The 19,320-nt window shown below is 62.3% G+C and carries 16 protein-coding genes; 12 read left to right on the top strand and 4 right to left on the bottom strand.

Features of this window, described 5'->3' with window-relative positions:
* Positions 1–387 precede the first annotated feature (387 nt).
* A complete protein-coding gene (locus C1933_RS18755) occupies positions 388–1,059 on the bottom strand; it encodes a hypothetical protein (RefSeq protein WP_108754468.1) in 672 nt (223 codons plus the stop codon).
* A gap of 217 nt (positions 1,060–1,276) precedes the next feature.
* Here C1933_RS18755 and C1933_RS18750 point away from each other — a divergent pair, with 217 nt between their 5' ends.
* The 3 genes from C1933_RS18750 to C1933_RS18740 all read left to right on the top strand — a co-directional run bounded on the left by C1933_RS18750 (position 1,277) and on the right by C1933_RS18740 (position 3,816).
* Positions 1,277–1,645 (top strand): hypothetical protein, encoded by a 369-nt coding sequence (locus C1933_RS18750; RefSeq protein WP_108754467.1) that lies wholly within the window; start codon positions 1,277–1,279, stop codon positions 1,643–1,645.
* A gap of 427 nt (positions 1,646–2,072) precedes the next feature.
* Positions 2,073–2,513 carry a DUF2231 domain-containing protein gene (locus C1933_RS18745; RefSeq protein ID WP_108754466.1) on the top strand — a complete coding sequence of 147 codons (441 nt, stop codon included), beginning with the start codon at positions 2,073–2,075 and terminating at the stop codon, positions 2,511–2,513.
* Entirely contained in the window at positions 2,506–3,816 is a 1,311-nt protein-coding gene (locus C1933_RS18740; RefSeq protein ID WP_108754465.1) for a sorbosone dehydrogenase family protein, read from the top strand. Before C1933_RS18745 ends, C1933_RS18740 begins: the two co-directional genes overlap by 8 nt.
* Positions 3,817–4,087: 271 nt before the next feature.
* Here C1933_RS18740 and C1933_RS18735 read toward each other — a convergent pair whose 3' ends face one another.
* Positions 4,088–4,750, bottom strand: a complete 663-nt coding sequence (locus C1933_RS18735) for an exopolysaccharide biosynthesis protein (protein WP_108754464.1) — start codon at positions 4,748–4,750, stop codon at positions 4,088–4,090.
* 167 nt (positions 4,751–4,917) lie between these two features.
* On the opposite strand from C1933_RS18735, the gene yidA reads away from it, so the two are divergent.
* From yidA to C1933_RS18715, 3 genes are all read left to right on the top strand, one after another.
* Positions 4,918–5,751 (top strand): sugar-phosphatase, encoded by an 834-nt coding sequence (gene yidA / locus C1933_RS18730; RefSeq protein WP_108754894.1) that lies wholly within the window; start codon positions 4,918–4,920, stop codon positions 5,749–5,751.
* A gap of 434 nt (positions 5,752–6,185) precedes the next feature.
* Complete coding sequence (locus C1933_RS18725) at positions 6,186–8,504, top strand: TonB-dependent receptor (protein WP_108754463.1); 2,319 nt, start codon at positions 6,186–6,188, stop codon at positions 8,502–8,504.
* A 258-nt stretch (positions 8,505–8,762) separates the two neighbouring features.
* Positions 8,763–9,146 (top strand): hypothetical protein, encoded by a 384-nt coding sequence (locus tag C1933_RS18715; RefSeq protein ID WP_343125592.1) that lies wholly within the window; start codon positions 8,763–8,765, stop codon positions 9,144–9,146.
* Here C1933_RS18715 and C1933_RS18710 read toward each other — a convergent pair.
* A complete protein-coding gene (locus C1933_RS18710; protein WP_199911389.1) occupies positions 9,057–9,629 on the bottom strand; it encodes a cold-shock protein in 573 nt (190 codons plus the stop codon). The two genes, C1933_RS18715 and C1933_RS18710, sit on opposite strands and share 90 nt — an antisense overlap.
* Complete coding sequence (locus C1933_RS18705) at positions 9,626–9,973, bottom strand: hypothetical protein (protein ID WP_108754460.1); 348 nt, start codon at positions 9,971–9,973, stop codon at positions 9,626–9,628. The genes C1933_RS18710 and C1933_RS18705 overlap by 4 nt, the downstream gene beginning before the upstream one ends.
* Before the next feature lie 819 nt (positions 9,974–10,792).
* Here C1933_RS18705 and C1933_RS18700 point away from each other — a divergent pair.
* From C1933_RS18700 to C1933_RS18670, 6 genes are all read left to right on the top strand, one after another.
* A complete protein-coding gene (locus C1933_RS18700; RefSeq protein WP_108754459.1) occupies positions 10,793–11,197 on the top strand; it encodes a hypothetical protein in 405 nt (134 codons plus the stop codon).
* Between the two features lie 32 nt (positions 11,198–11,229).
* Positions 11,230–12,363, top strand: a complete 1,134-nt coding sequence (locus C1933_RS20280; RefSeq protein WP_234414582.1) for an XVIPCD domain-containing protein — start codon at positions 11,230–11,232, stop codon at positions 12,361–12,363.
* Between the two features lie 91 nt (positions 12,364–12,454).
* Positions 12,455–12,880: a hypothetical protein gene (locus C1933_RS18685; RefSeq protein WP_108754456.1), complete on the top strand. Its 426-nt coding sequence runs from the start codon at positions 12,455–12,457 to the stop codon at positions 12,878–12,880.
* 129 nt (positions 12,881–13,009) lie between these two features.
* A complete protein-coding gene (locus C1933_RS18680; protein WP_234414581.1) occupies positions 13,010–14,332 on the top strand; it encodes a S41 family peptidase in 1,323 nt (440 codons plus the stop codon).
* A 264-nt stretch (positions 14,333–14,596) separates the two neighbouring features.
* A complete protein-coding gene (locus C1933_RS18675) occupies positions 14,597–16,930 on the top strand; it encodes an AAA family ATPase (protein ID WP_325051505.1) in 2,334 nt (777 codons plus the stop codon).
* The gene (locus C1933_RS18670) at positions 16,927–18,924 is read left to right on the top strand and encodes a UvrD-helicase domain-containing protein (RefSeq protein ID WP_108754453.1); all 1,998 of its coding nucleotides are present in this window, start codon (positions 16,927–16,929) and stop codon (positions 18,922–18,924) included. Before C1933_RS18675 ends, C1933_RS18670 begins: the two co-directional genes overlap by 4 nt.
* Positions 18,925–19,320: the final 396 nt, after the last annotated feature.

The raw sequence follows: 19,320 nt of genomic DNA, 5'->3' as shown, positions 1-19,320 counted from the left end.
TGCATGTGGCCCTGTACTTCCTGGCAGGCATCGCCGCAGTGGTGCTGTGGTTCCCGCTGACCCTGGGTCGCGACCGCTGGCAGGAAAGCCGGCGTGGTTTCGCCCTGCGTGTGCTGCTGCTTGGCACTGTGATGGGCGGTGGCCTGGTGTGGGCACTGCTGCAGCCGGACCGGCTGGATACCGAAGCGCTGCTGCTGGTGTTCGGCGCCGTGGGCTACATGGGCTGGGCCGTGGCCATGCTGGTGGGCACCGGCACACGCAGCGACGACGATGACGACGACCGCCGCGGTGGCTGGGGCAGCTCGTCGTCCAGCTCGTCCTCGTCCAGCGACTGGAGCGGTGGGGGTGGGCGCAGCGGCGGCGGTGGCGCCTCGGGTAGCTGGTAGATCAGGCGGTGTGCACGCGCCATCCGCGCGCGTCGTCGTGCAGCTCGCCCCTGCCGGCCACCCCACCGATCTGCAGCCCCAGGCCCTGCGCATTGGGCAGGTCTATCTGTTCGGGGAACCAGCGGCGGTCGGCGGCCACCACGATCAGCAGGCCCTCGTCGTCGCCCATCGGCGCGAACTGCGCCGACGGCGGACTGATCGGTTGAAGGCCGAAGCGCGCACTGACGTCGGCGCGTACCGCATCCACATCATCGCTGGGCAGGCCTACCTCGCTCAGGCACTGCAGTTCACTGCCGTGGAAGGCACCGGTATGCGTATCGGCCGGCAAGCGCTTGCGCCCGATCAGTTCCAGGATCAGGCCGTCGGGCCCGGTGAAATACACCGACTGCGACTGCCAGTTGCTTTCCAGTGCGAAGTAATCGACGCCCTCTGGATTGCGCTGCAGCGGCGTACGTTCGCGCAGCCACGCCATCGCTTCGGCGAAGCGGTTGTCGGGCACGTTGAAGGCCAGGTGCACGCCACCGGTGGCGTGGGTACCCGCCGGTTGCAGGTCGATCGTGCTCCAGCCGATGTGAACATGGTGGCCGACCACACGCTGCTGCAGCACATCGCGGAAATAGCCGGCAACGGTTTCGACGTTCGAGACCGGCAGGGTGAGATGCAGCAGGCGCATGCGTGATCCTCCATCAAGCACTGGTGCGAGTGTAGCGCTGCGCACCTTTCGCCAGCGTCATCGCCCGCGCAACGAATCGTTACGGCATGCCCTGGTAGGTGCCAACCTTGGCTGGCACACTCCGTCCACAACCGCAACAATGCACCCTTCAAGGACGACTACAGGAGAAGCGCATGCAGGGTCTTATGGCAGAACACCGCGCCGCGGGTGAAACCGCATGGCCATGATCCTGGCGCTGGTGCTGCTGGCACCGCTGCTGCCACTGGCCCTGCTGGTGCTGATGTGGCGGCGTGCGCCGCGCTGGCAGGGCAACCCGTGGCTGTATCGGGCGGGCTTCGCCTTCCTGGCTGCGCTGCTGTCGCCCACGCTGCTGATGGCCGGCCACGGTGGCCTGCCGTGCCCCACCTTCGGTGGCCTGATACTGGTGTTCACGCGGCTGGAATGGATTGGCGATCTGCAGTTGAACCTGATCGCGTTTGGCAGCAAGGACGCCGCGATCCTGTCCGCACCGTTTCTGGTGGTGTTCGCCGCCGCCCTGTTCATTCCGCTGCGCACCGCCCGCCGCGCCAGCCTCACGTTCGATTGATCGCGCCCCCATCGGGCGCCCATTAGCCTGGTAGGTGCCAACCTTGGTTGGCACGAACCGTCCGCTACTCCTACACCCTGCGTCGGGTCCATGTTCCCTGATCAGGCGCGATCGTAGAGTCGAGCTTGCTCGACTGCTCTTTGCTACGGCAGTCGAGCAAGCTCGACTCTACCAATGCAAAGCGGTCACGCAGCGCCCGGCATTCAAAGCCAAGCAGCGACACAGCGCCCGGCATTCCAAGGCAAAGCAGCCACGCACCACCCGGCTCGGCCCATCCACGCATGGCGTGGATCTACCGGTGTCCGCCGGGCCTGTCCCGGCACATCCATCCAAGCCCGGCCGTGGCCCCAGCCGCCATCATCGCGTTGCCTCCCGGCCGCTTGTGCTACTACGGCCCGTGCAGTCCTTCCCCCTTCGGAGCACGACCATGGTCAACCCCGTCGCCCAGGCCCATCGCGGCCCAGGCACCACGCTTTTCAGCCTGCTGAATCCCATACCGTTCGGCTTCTTCGTCGCCGCGCTGGTCTTCGACATCCTCTACCTCAACACCGCCGAGGTGATGTGGGGCAAGTCCGCCGCCTGGCTGATCACCTTCGGCCTGCTGATCGCCATCATTCCGCGCCTGATCAACCTGTTCGCGGTGTGGCGCCGCAACGGCACCGCCACCGGCGTGGACCGTGTGGATTTCGTACTGAACCTGCTGGCCATCGTGTTGGCCATCTGGAACGCCTTCGTGCACAGCCGCGACGCCTATGCGGTGGCCGTGCCGGGCACCGTACTGTCCGCGCTGACCGTGGCCCTGATCGCGATCGGCTACATCCTGCTGTCACTGCAGGCCCCGGTGCTGCAGGGAGGTCGTCATGGCTGAGCGCATCCTGCCCACGCTGGGCATCCTTTCCCTGGCGGTCATGCTCGCCGCCTGCGCCGGCAAGGCCGAATACCACCCGGCCGACCAGTCTGGTCCGCAGCCGCCGCTGCCCAAGCCGGCCAACTTCCTCATGCCGCCCATGCAGGTGCCCAAGGGCGTGGGCTGGGCCGAAGGCCAGGCGCCGGCCGTGGCCGAAGGCCTGAAGATCGAGCGCATTGCCGCCAACCTGCAGCACCCGCGTCGCCTGCTGACCCTGCCCAATGGCGATGTGCTGGTGGTGGAGGGCAATGGCCCGGGCGAAGAACCGGTCACCACGCCCAAGCAGTGGATTGCCGGCAAGGTGAAGGCGCGCTCGGGCAAGGCCGGCAAGGGCGGCAACCGGGTCACCCTGCTGCGGCGCACGCCGGGCACCGATACCTGGACCCAGCACGTCTACATCGAAGGCCTGCATTCGCCGTTCGGCATCCAGCTGATCGGCAACATGCTGTACGTGGCCAACACCGGCAACATCATGCAGTACCAGTACGTGCCCGGTGCCACCCGCATGGCCGACAAGGGCCGTGAGTTCACCGATCTGCCCAGCACCATCAACCACCACTGGACCAAGGAACTGCTGGCCAGCCGCGATGGCAGCAAGCTGTACGTGGGCGTGGGTTCCAACAGCAACATCACCGAAAATGGCCTGGCCGTGGAATACCGCCGCGCCGTGGTGCTGGAAGTGGACGTTGCCACCCGTGGCAGCCGCATCTACGCATCGGGCATCCGCAACCCCACCGGCCTGGACTGGGAACCGAGCACCGGCGCGCTGTGGGCGGTGGCCAACGAGCGCGATGAGATCGGTGCTGACCTGGTACCCGATTACCTCACCTCGGTGAAGGAAGATGGCTTCTACGGCTGGCCCTACAGCTACTACGGCCAGCACGTGGACGAACGCGTGCAACCGCAGCGGCCCGATCTGGTGGCCAAGGCGTTCAAGCCCGACTACGCCATCGGCTCGCACGTGGCGCCGCTGGGCCTGCTGTTCTACACCGGCCAGTCGCTGCCCGCGAAGTACCACGGCGGCGCCTTCATCGGCGAACACGGCAGCTGGGATCGTTCACCGCTGAGCGGTTACGAAGTGGTGTACGTACCGTTCAAGGACGGCAAGCCGACGGGCCGCCCGCAATCGGTGGTGACCGGGTTTGCATCGAAGGATGAAAAGACCCTGATGGGCGCCCCGGTGGGCATGGCGATGGACGCCGACGGCGCGCTGCTGGTGGCTGACGACGTAGGCGACGTCGTCTGGCGGGTCTCGGCGAAGTAGCGGAATTGTAGAGTCGAGCCATGCTCGACTGCTTTGGCCGTGGCTCTGGCATTGGCTCTGGCCTTGGCCTTGGCCTTGGCCTTGGCCTTGGCTTTGGCTTTGGCTTTGGCTCTGGCCGTGGCCGTGGCTCTGGCTCTGGCCTTTGTAGAGTCGAGCTTGCTCGACTGCTTCTGCCAACAGCAGTCGAGCAAGCTCGACTCTACGAAAGGCGAAGAGCAGTCGAGCAAGCTCGACTCTACAAAAGCGAAGCGCAGCCAAGCATGGCTTGGCTCTACAGTTCGGCGGTGCTTCCGCGCAATCCGCTGAACACCGATTCGGCGGCAAACCCTACGCCGCCCAGCAGTATGCCGAAGTACACCATCGTGGCCACCACGAAGGCATAGCCCGCCGCCACCGCAGCGCCATCGCGCTGGATGAAGCCGATGGCAAACGACATCAGCGCCAGCGCGGGCAGCGTATTGCTGAAGGGAATCGGCCCGGCCGGGGCCATCAGCAGCAGCGTGGCCACCACCAGCGCCAGGTTGTTCAAGCGCATCATCTTCTTCGAGCGCACCATTACCGCCAGCCGCATCGGCTGCGACAGGCGTTCCATGCGGTGCACCCACTTCAGTGCCCGGCCCAGATTGGCGCGCAGCTTGTCGGTGGCCACCTCGCGCTCGGCCAGGCGCTGCGGCACCCACAGCGGCCGGTCGCGCACGCGGCTCAGGCCAATCAACAGGATGGACGCACCAAACACCGTGCTCAGGCCGGGAATGGACACCGGGATCAGGAAAATTGCCGACAGCAGGATCACGATCAACATCAGCCCCTCATCGCCCAGGGCCTGCAGCAGGGTGCCCACGCGGATGTGCTGGCCGGGCAGGCCGTCAATCAGGTCTTCAATCTGCTGTGCCAGCGGGGCGGTGTCGGTGGCCTCGGGGGCGCGGTAGGTCATGCGTCTGGATCTCCAGGGTAGGGCGGTCAGGGGGCCGTCCTGCGGTGGGGCGCACAGGCTTGCCGAGTATGGCCGCCAACGGCTGCGCGCGGCTGAACCGCACATGAGAACGGCAGCCGCCGTCGGCCTGGCCTAAAATGGAGGGCCCCGCGCTGGAAATGAAACTGATGGACATGGGCCGCAGGCAATCGACCATCCAACTGGTCGCCATCGATATGGATGGCACCCTGCTGGACCCGGCGCACAAGCTGACCGCGCGCGCCAAGCAGGCCATTGCGCAGGCGCGCGCGCTGGGCGTGCATATCGTGCTGACCAGCGGCCGCCCGGTGTCCGGGCTGGCACCGTTCCTGCAGGAACTGGGCATCACCGGCAATGACGATTACTGCATTGCCTGCAACGGCGGCCTGGTCCAGCGCATCGGCACGCGCGAAACAGTGGTGGAATTCCCGCTCAGCTTCGATGACTTCGTGTACTGCGAACAGGTTTCGCGGCAGCTGGGCGTGCACTTCCAGGCACTGGACGGCCACCGCCTGTACACCACCAACCAGGACATCAGCCGCTACACCGTCATCGATTCGCACCTGTCCCACGTGCCGCTGTCGTACCGCCGCGTGCAGGACATGGAGCCGTCAATGTCCTTCATCAAACTGATGATGATCGACGAACCCGACGTGCTGGATGCAGCCATCACCCGCCTGCCGGCCGAACTGACCGAACGCTTCGCCGTGTTGAAGAGCGCGCCGTTCTTCCTGGAAGTATTCGACCACCGCGCCGGCAAGGGGCCCAGCCTGCAGCGCCTGGCCGAACACCTGGGCATCGACCGCGCCAACGTAATGGCTATTGGCGATCAGGAAAACGACCTGACCATGCTGCAGTTCGCCGGCACCAGCGTGGCCATGGGCAACGCCATCGACGCAGTGAAGGCGGTGGCGCGCTTTGAAACCACACCGAACACGGACGAAGGCGTGGCCCGCGCGATCGAGCGCTTCGTGCTGCAGTAACCACGCGCCCCGGCTCTGGTAGGTGCCAACCTTGGTTGGCACATGGCCCACGGGCAATGTTCCCGGTACCTAAAAGCATGCCAACCAAGGTTGGCATCTACCAGATCGCGGGGCCGGCAGTAGATCCACGCCATGCGTGGATGAGTAACCCCCAACCACGCCGCTATCCCCGCGTATAGCGCCGCCATACCCATCGCCATCGCCGCTGTACCACGGCGCGATGGCAACCGCGGGCCACCGATGCAAGAATTTCGCACGTCGAAATCACGCCCTTGAACCCCGCCGCAGATGATCGTCCTTCTCTGCAGCTGACAGGCGCGCACAGCGACTGAACCCCCCAACGCAACCGCACCGCCAGCCAGGTCGCCGCCCGTCGCGCCGCACCGTGCTGGGCGTGCGCCTGCGCCATTTTCCCAACGCAGCTGGATTCGCCCATGAACACGCCACCCACGCAGCGCCTTGCGCTGGCCATCGCCCTGTCCATTGCTTCGTCGGCCCATGCCATCGAAGCCCACGACACCACCCACGACACCCCGGTCACCCTCAATGCTCTGCAGGTGATCGCCACGCCCCGCGGCGCCGCCACTGCACCCACGCAGGTGGTCGGCCCCAACCGCTACATCATCAACGCCACCGACCTCGATGCCATGGTCACCGGAAACAATGGCCTGGCCATGCTCAAGCAGGTGCCCGGTGCCAGCTACACCGCCACCGACGGCCTGGGCCTGGATATTTCCGCCACCAGCCTGTTCGTGCGCGGCTTCCGCATGAATGAAATGGGCATCACCTTCGAAGGCGTGCCACTGAACGACAGCGGCTTCCTCTCGCTTACCGGCACCAGTGTGGTGAACGTAGGCGTGCCCGATGGCATCGGCGCCATCACCGTCAGCCCAGGTGGTGCGCCGGTGCACGTGTTTTCCAGCAGCGCCAACGGCGGCAGCCTGGAATACCGCCTGCGCGATCTGCAGGACAGCCCCAGCCTGCGGCTGAAGCAGGGCGTGGGCAGCAACCGCACCTTCGTTACCACGGTTTCCGCGCAGAGCGGGCAACTGGGCGAACACGGCCCCAAGCTGATGGTGGACCTGCAGCGTGTGTCGGCCGACAAGTACCAGGGCGCCGGCACGCAGGATTTCCTGCGCGGCAATCTGAAGGCACAGCAGGACGTCGCCTGGGGTGACGTCACCCTGTTCGTGTCAGACAGCAGGGCCAAGGTCTGGGGCTACAACAACATTTCCTTCGACATGATCCGCAAGCTGGGCTGGAAGGCCGACAGCTCCTACCCCGATTACGCCTGGGCGTACCACGTGGCCTCGCCGGAAAACGCGGAAGCATCCTGCGGCGCCTATACCTGCGGCGAACTGTCCGAACTGATCCCCTATGACACCGGCCAGATCACCCGCGACCGCATTGCGTCCATCAACCACCGTTTCCAGATCACGCCTACGCTCAGTGGCAACGTGCAGCTGTACAACGCCAACAGCCATACCCAGGCCACCCTGGCCGACCCCACCGTGCCTTCGCCCAATGGCGCGCCGTTCTCCGAACAGGTGCAGACCCCGCGAGTAAACCGTCTGGGCGGCATGGCCAATCTGCAGCTTGAAGCCGGCGCGCACACGTTCACCGCCGGCATCTGGCAGGAACAGAGCAAGGCCGCGGCCCGCACAGACTGGTACCAGCAGCCGCTGCTGGGGCAGGGCGCACCGCTGAAGGCGACCGGCCCGTTCGATGTCTACGGCCCCGCGTTCCAGACCGACAACGCCTCGCGCTGGGTCACGCGCTCGCGGCAGCTCTACCTGCACGATGACATCGCGCTGCGCGACACCCTGAAGCTGGGCGTGGGATTCAAGGCCGTGGATTTCCGCACCGAAGGCGGTGGACTCAGCGATGCGGCGGACCGGCCGGTATATGGCGCGCTGCGCGCCAAGAGCAACTTCCTGCCGCATGTCTCGCTGTTCTGGAGCCCCAGCGCATCCACCGACGCGTTCATCGATCTGGCCAGCGGCATGAACGGCTACCGCGTGGCCCAGCGCGGCAACATCGGTTACACCGCTTCGGCATGGACCGTGACCGATCAGGAAGAATTCGACCGCATTGCCGGCAGCCTGCGGCCGGAAAAGAACTGGAACCTGACCGTGGGCGCCACCCATCGCTTCGACCGGCTCACGCTCACCGGCGATGTGTTCTACAGCGATATCCGCAACCGGCTGCTGTCTGCGGCCGTCGGCACCCAGTTCGCGCAGATCAACACCGTGCGGCTGATGCCGAAGATGCATGTGATCGGCGCGGACCTGGGCATCACCGCCGATCTGGGCGACCACCTGCAGTTCTACCAGGGTGTGGCCGTGGCCCGTTCGTACTACGACAGCGATTTCGTAGTGGGCGATACCGTGTACCCGATCAAGGGCAACGCGCAGCCCGGTTACCCGCAGGTCTCGCTGGTAAGCGATCTGTCCGCGCACTTTGGTGACTGGCGCGTGGGTGCCACCAGCACCTCGTACCTGCGCCAGCCTTTCACGTACCAGAACGATATCCGCGTGCCAACGTTCTGGCAGGTGAACACCTATGCCGCCTACACGCTGGGGCAGGGCAGCGTGCTGCCCGGTCTGGAACTGCGCGTGGATATCAGCAACCTGTTCAACCGCAACAATATCGGCACCGCCACCATCGCCGGCTCGTCGTTCTCGGGCGATTACCTGACCCTGCAGCGCAGCGCCCCCCGGCAGGTGATGTTCAGCACCGCCATCGCGTTCTGACCGGACGGGGTCAGATCCCTCCGCAGGAAGGGCTCTGACCCCACGCGCAATGTTCCCGGCACCGAAAAATCATGCCAACCAAGGTTGGCATCTACCAGATTGCGGGGCCGGCAGTAGATCCACGCCACGCGTGGATGCTCTTCGCAACTGGGGTCGTCCGGGGTCAGAGCCCTTTGCTCCGCAAAGGGATCCGACCCCTCACGCGATCGGCCGCACCCACGCAAGGTTCCCACAATGTTGCCGGCGCATGCTGTCCCCATGGCCCAGCCCGACCCCGTGTTCCTGCCCACCCGCCCGCGCGCCCACGGACGCCCGCGCCCGGTGCCCTATGCGGCCCCGCAGGTCGATCTGCAGACCGAATACCAGTTCTGGCAGGCCTACGAACGCCTGGTGCGGCCCTTGCCGGGCGGCGGCCTGCGCCTGGCCTGGCTGGTGTTCCAGCAGGTCTACCGCGCCCGCCAGCGCCACCCCCACGACAGCCACGCCAGCGCCCTGGGCCGCGTGCTGTTCGGCAGCAACATGACCGCCGAACGCGCCGCCGAACTGCAGGACCTATACGGCCTGGTCAGCCGTCGCCTGGCCGCCCTCGCCAGCCGGGGCGCCACCCGGGGTCAGATCCCTTTTCGCAGAAAAGGGCTCTGACCCCGAAGCCCCGACATCCACCCCAAACACACACCGCGCATCATCCGGCATCCCTCGCTGCATACGCAGAATCCGCGCCTGCACCCACGACGGCTCGCCAGCCCCCACCACCTCACCCGGCGCAATCCCCAGCCATCGTTGGAAACGCCGATGCAGCTGCGCGATATCCGGCGCCCGCCACAGCGCATCGGCAGGCATGCGAATCAGCACCAGCGGCGGGGCGTTCTGCACATCCATCACCACCACGCCCTTGCAGCGCACCTGGAAAGCCGCAGCGCCACCATCCTCGGTATGGAAGTCGAACCCCTGCCGGCCCTTTGCCGCGGCCAGGCCACGTGCATCGCCTTCCAGCAGCGAGTAATCGAAGTCCTGCAAGGTGGTGTAGGCGTGCACCTGGTCCTCGGGTGGGGCGGGCCACTGCCACCACACCGTGGCCGCCACCACGCCGCACGCGGCCACCGCAGCAAGCAGGCGCGCCCTCATTGCGGCCGCACCCGGTCCTGGATGAAGCTGTTCAACGCCAGCGCTGCCATCGCCAGACCTTCCATCACGCGGTCGCCCACGTATTGGTCAGGATCTCCGTTCTGGCGTGCGCGCTCGGCGGCCAACAGCAGTTGCTGCACCACGCGTTGCCCGGCCAAGGCGCAGTCGGCGTCGCACAGGGCGATCTGCCGGCTGCGCAGCGGGTGGCGCTCCGGCCATGGCTGGCCGTCAGCGGCAACGCCGCCGTCCACGCTGCGCAGGATGGCCAGCAGGCTGGTGGGGTCCGGGGCGGGTTCGGCCGCTTCCTGGATGGGGCGCGGGGGAGGGCAGTGCGGTGTGGTCATGGCAGGCTCCGTGCAAGCAGGCAGAAGCCGCCACCGATAAAGGTGGCGGACGATGCGTGGCTCGAAAACCGGCGTGTGATGATCCCCGGCGGGCACGAAGCCCCCACGCACCGCCCGCCATAGTCGGCAGACGGATTACCAGCCGGCACCGCGCGAAGCAGTGCCGGCTGGTAAGCGTAAACATCATCACAACGGCGGGTTTTCGAGGCCCGGCCACCAAGGAGCGGTGGCGTAACCACGATTACCTGCCGTCATGTGGAATGCCAAGGGCTGCGGGCCAAACCCGCCAATGCCAGAGACGTTTTCAGAATTGTTGCATAGTGCGATTGCACGGTGAGGCGTTTGGGGCGCAAGGCTTTCAGCGGTTCATCGGGAAACTGGAGCGCTTCACGATTTGAACGTTCTTGCTGTGGCATTCGCGACATTGTCTCGCAAGCGCCTAACGATCTAGGCGCTGCCTCGCAATGATCGGTCTATCGACGACACCAACTTTCAGCAGTGTTGCCGGGGAGGCACGAAGTGCGAGCCAAGTCACAGCGGGTATTTGAACCCACAGACATCATCTGGGGCATGCAAATGCCGTGCTAGATTCGGGAGACGTTGGACTTGTGCCCGACGCACTTTCATGGATACATGGCTCGAGAAGTGCTCTGTTAATTAACGGGCGGAACTATGAATCACATCTGGACCGCAGCGGGTCGCTGCTACTTCGTGGCTTCATCGGTCGTGGCATTGGCAGCCTGCTCAACCGGCATGACTCCGGCCTCAACGGATCATCCGAATCAATGGCAATGTGTCGAATCAAGGAGTGAATTGGGAATGGATCGATTCAAGCACGACATCGAGCGGTTGTCTGCCACACGCCTTGACGATTTCGAGGCGTTGGGCAAGCAGCTTCAAACGAAGCTGGGAGATGTGAGGCGTGAGGGTCTAAGGGATGAGCGAACAGCAGAGCGTGGAGCGCTGGGCGCGCTCGAAATCCGGAACATCTCACTGCGAAGCGCAACTGATGAACCTGGCCATGCGAACCTCACGTTCGACGTCGCGCTGCCGAGCATTGTCCTGGATGGCCCCCTGTGGGATGGCTTCACAATGTATCCGGCCCGCCCTGATGCGCCCGATTCGCGACCCTATTGGTCAGCAAATGTGAGTGGTGCGAAGGTAGTTCTTGGTCTCGCGTCCGACCATAAGACGGTGACCTATGTGTCGGTCAGCAGGCGCTGAACCACTTTCTTCCATGGCGAAGGAATCGCAGCATGAATCGTAGTGAAGAATTTGGACTGCCGCAGCAGCAGGAAGACGGTCGCCCTGAAGCCGCATCCCGCCCGGCATCTCCTCTCGCTGATCCCTCGTTGGTGTCGCTACTGGCCAGATCAGCGACCCTTAGAGAAGGTCTCGCGCAGGTCGAACGCGACGGTTTGGAAGTCGTTTGGGGGCGATCTGGTGGCGGTACCTACTTGGTGCCTGGTGAGAAGATTGTCATTGATGAGGATGCAATTGGACAGGGCAACAGAATTGCCCGCTCTCTTTCTCATGAAGTCGGACACCATAACTTTTCCGAGCATCTCGATCCAACTTCCAAGCAGGCCTACGTGAATACCCTGTTGCGGGGCGAGGCTGCTGCAACTCTCAGCAATGTGCAAGTTCAGCAGGAGATTGTCGCAGCCGGCGGCGCCGACATTGGTGTGTCGGGCACCGGAGATCGACCTCGGCAGTACGGGGCCATCGCCGCGGAGCTGCAGGCTGGGCGGATCAATCGAAACGAAGCGCTCGATCAGATCGCGCAGGTGTTCAAGACCGAGGTGCCATCTGTGGGCCCTCATGCGAACTATGAGCTTTACTACGGTGCGCACTATGATCAACACGTGGCGCCAAGGCAGCGTCGCAGACCGGAGCCGGAGCCTGACATCGGACGTGGTGAAGTCGCGGAAGGAGCTGGCACTGTCACCGAGGGAATCGGTTCACGCCAACAGGGAATTGCTTCTGTGAAGGAACTTGGGTCCGCGGATAGAGCTCTGTATCTGCAGATCAAAGAGGGTGTGGAACGCCTGGATGCAGAACATGGAAAACCATGGGACGAGTCGAGTCAGCGAATGTCAGCGAGTCTTCTAGTGCTCGCTAAGGAAGAGGGTCTTTCTCGGGTTGACCATGTCGCGCTGAACAACCCAACAGAAAGCATGGCTCGCGGCGAGCGGGTGTTCGTAGTGGAAGGCACAATGAATGATCCCTCCCATCGTCGCGCCGGAATGAGTACGTTGGATGCGCTTCGCGCACCTGAAGCTGAGTCGCTTCTTCGGGTTGATGGGTTAAGTCAATCTCAATCTACGCGAATCGAACAACAGCCGGAGCGACAGGTTCAGGGGCAAGACGGGCCATCGCTCTCTCGATAGTTCCTACCTAGGGTCCAACTCGTCCGTCAAGCAAGCGCTGCAATGCAGTTTGGAGACGCTCCCGAACCAGGCCGCAGCTGATTCAGCCCCAATGACCGAACTCACATTCCGCGTGCTCGTCCTGCTGACTCTGGTTGCCACAGTGGGCGGCATCGTGTTTGATGAAATTGGTGCCAGAACGCTACCGAAGCTGTTGCAGGAAGAACGGCTCAGAATCAAGAATCGAGTGGTTGCGTACAGCAAGGCGCATCCCATATGTGGGTTCCTGCGTATCCTGCTGGTTATTGGCTACCTGGCCTCTCTCATCGCGATTGCATTCTTTGTGCCGTTCGCCCCTTGGTTGTTTCTGGTATTCACGGTGGGATGGAGCGCACTCACGGTCATCGATGCGCCCCATGTCATTTCGCGCCCGGCATCGCTGTTCTACGAGGCATCGCTGGTTCTGAACGGCGTCATCTTGGCGCTTTGCTTCTTCTCGTCCCTGTCGGGCAGATTCAGCTCGGGCTTTGCTGGCTGAAGGCAGGACCATCGTCCAGGGCAATGCTGTTTCGTTACGAATCAATGACGCAGCCGGCTCGCTTGCCGGTACAACCCCAGCATCATAGGATCATCGCTCTCGTGTACATGGATGGTGCCGATGCCACGCATGGCTTTTCTGTTTCTGGCAGTGATCTTCAGTGCTTCCGCGCAGGGCGAAACCGCGTGGAAGGGGACCAGCGTACAGTCGGTGGTCGATGGCGCTGGCGACGTCCTGGATAAGGACGGCGCTGCGATTGAGCTGTCTGCCGAATCCACCGGCGAGGCGAGTTTCGTTGGTGCGATCACATCCCTGGATGCCAGTTCGTTCAGGGGCAGGAACGTGCGGCTTGCCGGGCGGCTGCGCGTGGATGACGGGGCCGGCGCCGGCGCGCTCTGGCTTCGTGCTGATGGCCCGAAGGGACGGCTCGCCTTTGCCAGCTCCGGCGGTGAGCCTGTGCGTGCCGGTGAGGGGCCAGGTGAGCGCGAACTGCTGCTGTATGTTCCGGAAGCCAGCACCAGCATCAAGTTCGGGGTCACCTTGGGCAGTGCAGGCACCCTCCAGGCCGAGCAGCTCACGCTGACGTCGGCGGCGGTGGAGGCGACCGGCGTATCCGCTCACGCCATGCTGGCACACGCGCTGCCACTCATTCGCGCGAAGGCATTGAACGCGGGCAACGTAGACTGGCCTGCCGAAGAGGCGGCGCTACTCACGGACGATCAGAAGCAGCTTCCCGCGCAGGAGGCATATGCAGGGTTGCGCAGGGTGCTGGATGCGCTTGCTGACCGCCATAGCCTGCTTCAAACACCGAACGAGGCCTCGACACATCGCGCGCAGGCAGTTCGCAGCCGACCGATGGAATCCCGTTCCATTGAGGGCATCGGCTACATACTGGTGCCGGGGCTGCGCGGTATAGGCAAGGACGACAGGGGTGCGTTCACTGCGGAACTCTGCAAACGTATCGCCACCTTGGCACCGACCTCAACCAAGGGCTGGATCGTTGATCTCCGCCAGGACAACGGTGGCAACATGTGGCCCATGCTCAATGGGCTGCACTCCCTGCTGGGCGATCGCGATGCAGGCGGCTTCCGCGATCGGCAGGGAAAGACCAGGACATGGCGCTCACGCGCCAGCCCGGAATGCCAGGCTGATCTGTCCAACAGCCGCGTCGCGGTGCTGGTGGGGCCGAGGACCGCGAGTTCCGGTGAGGCCGTGGCCGTTGCATTCAGGGCGCGACCCGGAACCCGGTTCTTCGGACGGCCAACCGCAGGGCTTGCGACGGCCAACACCATCTTCCCGCTTCCCGATGGCGGCGCGCTGTTGCTGACGACTGCGGCAATGGCTGACCGGGACGGTGCTGAGTACCCCAAGGGGATCGTGCCGGAAAGCATTGTGAGCGGGGATCAGGATGCCATCGAAATGGCTGCGGATTGGCTTCGTTCGGCGCCGTAGGCTTCTTGTTGGTTCGTGATTCGCTGCTCGGACGTGGCCTGAAACGGATAGCCTCAGGAGACGCGGGAGAGTCTGCTTCGCAATGATTCCAGACATTCGCTATTGCTCTTCAGCCTCCCAGCCACAGGCCTCTGGCTGGCTCTTAGTGGTCTGGTCAAACAGAAATGTAGCTATGGGCGCTAACAGATAAATATGCCCGGCAGTATTGGTAACATGAAGTCACTTTCTTGGGCGTCCGTAGCCGCTTAGTGGTGGCGCCTTGCCATGGTCCAGTCAAAAGGTGCCTCAATGACAGATGCGGGTCCAGCCATTCCGGTCTCCGGAGAAATCACACTTCGATTTCTGGAGCTTTGCCAGTTTCGGCGCCTGGGAAAGGTTCAAGTGGACGTCGACAAGAAGACCACTATTCTGGTCGGAGCGAACAATAGCGGGAAGACTTCCGTACTTGCAGCTCTTCGCCACTTCCTTGCGGACGGGTCCCCTTTCGGTTCATTTGACATCAGCCTCTCGCAATGGCCAAAACTGCGAGCTCTTGGAAAAGGATGGGATGCCCTGGCGGAAGATCCCCTGACCGTGTCAGGGGACGAGGAGAACTGGAGGCAACAACTCCAGACCCTTCTTTCGACCATGCCAACGTTGGATCTCTGGTTCGATGCGGAGGCCGGCATGTACCACTACGTGGCACCATTCCTTTCAAAGTTCAGTTGGAAGGGCGGTGCCGTCGGCATCCGGTTACGCCTGGAACCGGCGTCGACCGTTGAGGAGCTAAAGCAACTTGCCTGGGCATATCGCACGGCTCGCGAACCCGTGATGGAAATGGGCGCTGACTCGTTGGCATGGCCCATAGACCTTCTGGACTTCTGGCTCCGTGAGCCTTCGAAACTTGGGCAGGTTCGCGCGTACAAGCTCGATGCAGATAATAATCCGATAGCTGGCTTCAGGACCTACGTCAGTCAGACGCTTGCTGCAAACGCCAGTCAGATCGATCGGAGGCATCTCTCCAAGGTGATGCGGGTGGACTTTGTTGCCGCTCAGCGCGGGCTGGGCAGCGAAGAAGCTGAGTCTCGGTCCACCTCCGGCCCACATCGCGTCGGAATGTTCTCCAACCAGCTCCTCAAATTTGCGCGTCAGCACTTGAACGTTGCCAGCACTGGGCATGGTCACCGAGCCGACCTCATCAAAGCGGTGGCGGAGGCGCAGAGAGACCTTGACGAGAAGATTCACGAAGCTATCGCCGATTCGGTTGAGGAGGTGAAGGAGCTCGGCTATCCAGGCTTGCATGATCCTCAAGAAATTCGCTTTCGCACGCGCATTCAGACGGCTGATCTGCTAGATCATGGCACGGCGGTCCAGTACAGCATGGAGAAGGACTCGCTCGAAGAACTTCTTCCTGAGCACTCTATCGGACTCGGCTACCAAAACCTTCAGTCCCTCAGCTACCAGCTTGTCTCGTTCAAGGCGGCCCGGTTAAAGCCAGAAAAGGGGTCTCCTGCGCCGGTTCACCTTGTGATGATTGAAGAGCCTGAAGCGCATCTACACGTCCAGGTACAGCGCATCTTTCCCGACAAGGCGCATAAACTCATAAGCCCGACTGGGAAAGACGCTTCGGCGCTCAAGAGCCAGCTGCTCATCAGTACCCACTCGAGTCATCTCGCGCACGCCGAAGATTTTGACCGTCTTCGGTATGTCAGGCGTATCGGCAGGAGCACGGCGAGCCCAATGCCAGCAACCGAAGTGGTCAATCTTGGTCACGTTTTTGGCGATGACAAAAAGACTCGTCAATTCGCAGAGCGGTACTTTCGCGTCCAACACACCGACCTCTTATTCGCCAATGCGGCCGTCTTTGTGGAAGGCGTCGCGGAGCGCATGCTCGTTCCATTCTTCATTGAGCGGGATTTCAAGGAGCTTAACAGTCGTTATATATCCTTTCTGGACATCGGAGGAAGCCATGCTCACCGACTTAGGCCATTAGTCGAGAAGCTCAGGATTCCGACCGTGATCATCACCGACGTCGACCCTTGCGAGGAGCAGGACGGCAAGCCTAGGAAGAACGGAGAGCCAACCAAGAAGCTGGTCGCAGTTGCAAACACTGGGCAACCTGGACTCCACTGCGGCAACCCTACACTCCGTGGCTGGCACCCCAAGCTCCAGAAGCTCGATGACTTCAGGAACCCGACCGATTCTCAATTGGTATGGAGTGAGATCACAGACTGCCTCGTGCGATTTGCCTGGCAGCTGCCTGTTGCTGAAGCTGAAGGCAGCTGGCCAAGCTCATTTGAAGACTCTCTCGTTCTTACGAACATGCATTGGTTCAAGCGCCTCATGGACGAGAAGCTGGACGATGATGGCTTGGAGGTTGAGCCGCCAACCGGTGCGCTTGGTTCTGTGGCAAAAGCAGCGGCCGGCGCTGGGAACGTTGGTGAGATGGTCGCAGCGCTCCACAAGGTAATGCACGCCTCGCTCAACAAAGGTGAGTTTGCTGCAAGCATCTTCGAGAAGATGTCCTCTGATGAGCCAGTGGCCTGTCCGAAGTACATCGCGGATGCCTTGGCTTGGTTACAGACACAGCTTGAGCCAAGTAAGGAGCCATTGGCATGAATGCGGTCCCTAGCTGTGCCAACAACGACCGCGATGCCGGGGTTGTCGAGGCAATCTGCGGCTATCTCACTGAGGAGCCGCCGCGCAGCTACTTCTTGTTTGCCGGTGCGGGGTCGGGGAAGACGCGTACTTTGGTTGAAGTTCTGCGTCGATTGACGGGCATTGTGCAGCACGAAGAGGGCGGGCAGCTCGCTCGACGACTGCGAATGTATGGTCGCTCTATAAGAGTGGTCACATACACGAAGAATGCTGTCGCCGTTATTAATGGTCGCCTTGGAGAGAATGACCTAGTGGGCGTCTCCACAATCCACGCGTTCTGCTGGGAACTCATCAGAGGATTCAACGATGACATCCGAGAGGCTCTTATCGCTGTAAAGCAAGCCCAGCTCGAAAAGGAAACGACAGAAGCGGCCGCCAAGCCGAGGGGAATCACCCCAGCGAAACAACGGGACCTGGACGAAATCAAGGCAGATATCGAGGCATTCAAGCTGACCGAGCTGTTCATTTACAACCCGGATCGAGACACGCATGGTGCAGGGGCGCTCGCGCACAAGCACGTGCTGGATGCAACAGCTTGGCTGTTGCGGAACAGACCGACGCTACGGACCGTTCTGAGAGACCGCCACCCCATAGTGCTCATCGACGAGTCCCAAGACACCATGAGAGGCATGCTGGACGCCTTGATGAGCTTCGCAGAGCCGAGGGGTGCTGGGATTACCCTCGGATTACTGGGCGACCATCGGCAGCGCATCTACACCGATGGTCACTCGGATCTTCCTAGCCTAGTTCCGGAAAGCTGGGCGACTCCTGAGCTGCAAATGAATCATCGCAGTCAACGTCGAATCGTCGCGCTCATCAACAAAATATGGGAATCGGAGCTTGACGGCCGGACGCAGCCTGCAAACGGCGCCCAACAGCACCCGCGGACTGAGAAGGCCGGTGGGCTGGTCAGAATATTTGTCGGCGACACTTCGCTCTCGCCGGAGGCAAAGGTCGCTGGCGAGCGTTGGTGCGCGGACCAAATGCGGCAGGTGACAGGGGCTGATTCCTGGGGCCAGGATCGGTTTCAACTACTAGCTCTGGAGCACAAGCTCGTCGCGACCCGTGGTTCGTTTCTCGACGCGTACAGTGCGATGGTTCTTATCGACCCAAACTCGGCTGCGCCAACGGGGAGTGGTGAGAACAAGGGGCCGACCGCTGTGCAGGTCCTCTTGAACGAGCTCGCGCAATTGGAGACCTGTGTTGGTGCCGATGGTGTCATAGATGAGGTCAAGGCCACCGAAGTCTTTAGCTCCTTCGGTCGTCTCGAAAGCATGCCAGAGGATGGGGTCGAGCGCGCGCGGCGGTGCGATGAAATGCTCCAAGCCATTTCCGCCTTCGTTGCTGCGATTGAGAGTCCTGGAGCTACAGTTGAAGAGGTTCTCACGCCCGTCTTGAGCGCAAACCTTTTTGAGGTTGACGATCGCCTATCAGAGGCCTTTGCCGACAAGTCCCCTGCGCCACCAGTTCCGGGCAGAGGCGAGGAGGAGTCAAAAAAGGACCGCATGCGTCGGGGTTGGTGTGCGCTCTTCGCCACCCCGTGGAATCAACTGCAGAAGTACCGCACATACCTCGCGGGAAATTCAGTTCTTGCCACTCACCAGGTGGTTAAAGGATCTGAGTTCCTTCACGTCATGGTTGTCATGGATGACAAGGTGGCGGGCGGCAATCAGATTTCGTACGACAAGATTTTCGGGGGTGTCCGGCTCAGTAAATCTGACTTGGATAATGTGGAGAAAGGTAAAGAAACGACCATTGACCGGACATTGCGCCTCCTCTATGTCACGTGCAGTCGGGCTCAGGAATCGCTGGCCCTCGTTCTCTGGTCCTCTGATCCCACGGCTGCGCTAGAACGAATTAGGGGCTCCGATTGGTTCTCGGATGACGAGATTGCAGCGATTCAGCAGCCCGTTGCCAGGTCGGCTCAGTCATCAGACAACCTCAAAGCCCTGTAGAGTCGTTCAACCAAGGGTGGGATTCTGGTGTCGATCGAAAGCGAACTTTGAGCGAAGTTGGCGTCGGATCAGTGAGCCTAATGAGACTTCGACTTGTTAGACGAGGTCATGGTGCTTAAAATTGCGGCGGATGGTGTTGAAAGTGAGTGGCGGGTTGGCGGTACAGCCAGTTTCCTAGCACTGACTATAAGGTAGCTAACTATAGGGGGGGTGTATGCGCTGTGGAGTAATCAAGCTCACTCAGGGCAACATTGACAATCATCATTTGTACTTGGCGACCATAATGGATCTCTTCCCCGCTGCTGCTGTCGGTGGTAGCTCGGAAACGGATCGGGCGTCACAACTGTTGGAGGTCCAGTCAGGTGTAGGCATGGCGGTGTTCACCGACATTGCGGG

This window comes from Stenotrophomonas sp. ZAC14D2_NAIMI4_6, assembly GCF_003086875.1.
In the GTDB taxonomy this organism is placed as follows: domain Bacteria; phylum Pseudomonadota; class Gammaproteobacteria; order Xanthomonadales; family Xanthomonadaceae; genus Stenotrophomonas.
Note: the sequence above shows the minus strand (reverse complement) of the source record. Positions and strands in the feature narration are given on the sequence as shown.

Bases quoted from the DNA above. Each gene is read 5' to 3' on its own strand.
- C1933_RS18755 (WP_108754468.1), bottom strand. From the start codon at position 1,059: ATGCGCCTGCTGCATCTCACCCTGCCGGTCTCGAACGTCGAAACCGTT.
- C1933_RS18750 (WP_108754467.1), top strand. From the start codon at position 1,277: ATGGCCATGATCCTGGCGCTGGTGCTGCTGGCACCGCTGCTGCCACTG.
- C1933_RS18745 (WP_108754466.1), top strand. From the start codon at position 2,073: ATGGTCAACCCCGTCGCCCAGGCCCATCGCGGCCCAGGCACCACGCTT.
- C1933_RS18740 (WP_108754465.1), top strand. From the start codon at position 2,506: ATGGCTGAGCGCATCCTGCCCACGCTGGGCATCCTTTCCCTGGCGGTC.
- C1933_RS18735 (WP_108754464.1), bottom strand. From the start codon at position 4,750: ATGACCTACCGCGCCCCCGAGGCCACCGACACCGCCCCGCTGGCACAG.
- yidA (WP_108754894.1), top strand. From the start codon at position 4,918: ATGGACATGGGCCGCAGGCAATCGACCATCCAACTGGTCGCCATCGAT.
- C1933_RS18725 (WP_108754463.1), top strand. From the start codon at position 6,186: ATGAACACGCCACCCACGCAGCGCCTTGCGCTGGCCATCGCCCTGTCC.
- C1933_RS18715 (WP_343125592.1), top strand. From the start codon at position 8,763: ATGGCCCAGCCCGACCCCGTGTTCCTGCCCACCCGCCCGCGCGCCCAC.
- C1933_RS18710 (WP_199911389.1), bottom strand. From the start codon at position 9,629: ATGAGGGCGCGCCTGCTTGCTGCGGTGGCCGCGTGCGGCGTGGTGGCG.
- C1933_RS18705 (WP_108754460.1), bottom strand. From the start codon at position 9,973: ATGACCACACCGCACTGCCCTCCCCCGCGCCCCATCCAGGAAGCGGCC.
- C1933_RS18700 (WP_108754459.1), top strand. From the start codon at position 10,793: ATGGATCGATTCAAGCACGACATCGAGCGGTTGTCTGCCACACGCCTT.
- C1933_RS20280 (WP_234414582.1), top strand. From the start codon at position 11,230: ATGAATCGTAGTGAAGAATTTGGACTGCCGCAGCAGCAGGAAGACGGT.
- C1933_RS18685 (WP_108754456.1), top strand. From the start codon at position 12,455: ATGACCGAACTCACATTCCGCGTGCTCGTCCTGCTGACTCTGGTTGCC.
- C1933_RS18680 (WP_234414581.1), top strand. From the start codon at position 13,010: ATGGCTTTTCTGTTTCTGGCAGTGATCTTCAGTGCTTCCGCGCAGGGC.
- C1933_RS18675 (WP_325051505.1), top strand. From the start codon at position 14,597: ATGGTCCAGTCAAAAGGTGCCTCAATGACAGATGCGGGTCCAGCCATT.
- C1933_RS18670 (WP_108754453.1), top strand. From the start codon at position 16,927: ATGAATGCGGTCCCTAGCTGTGCCAACAACGACCGCGATGCCGGGGTT.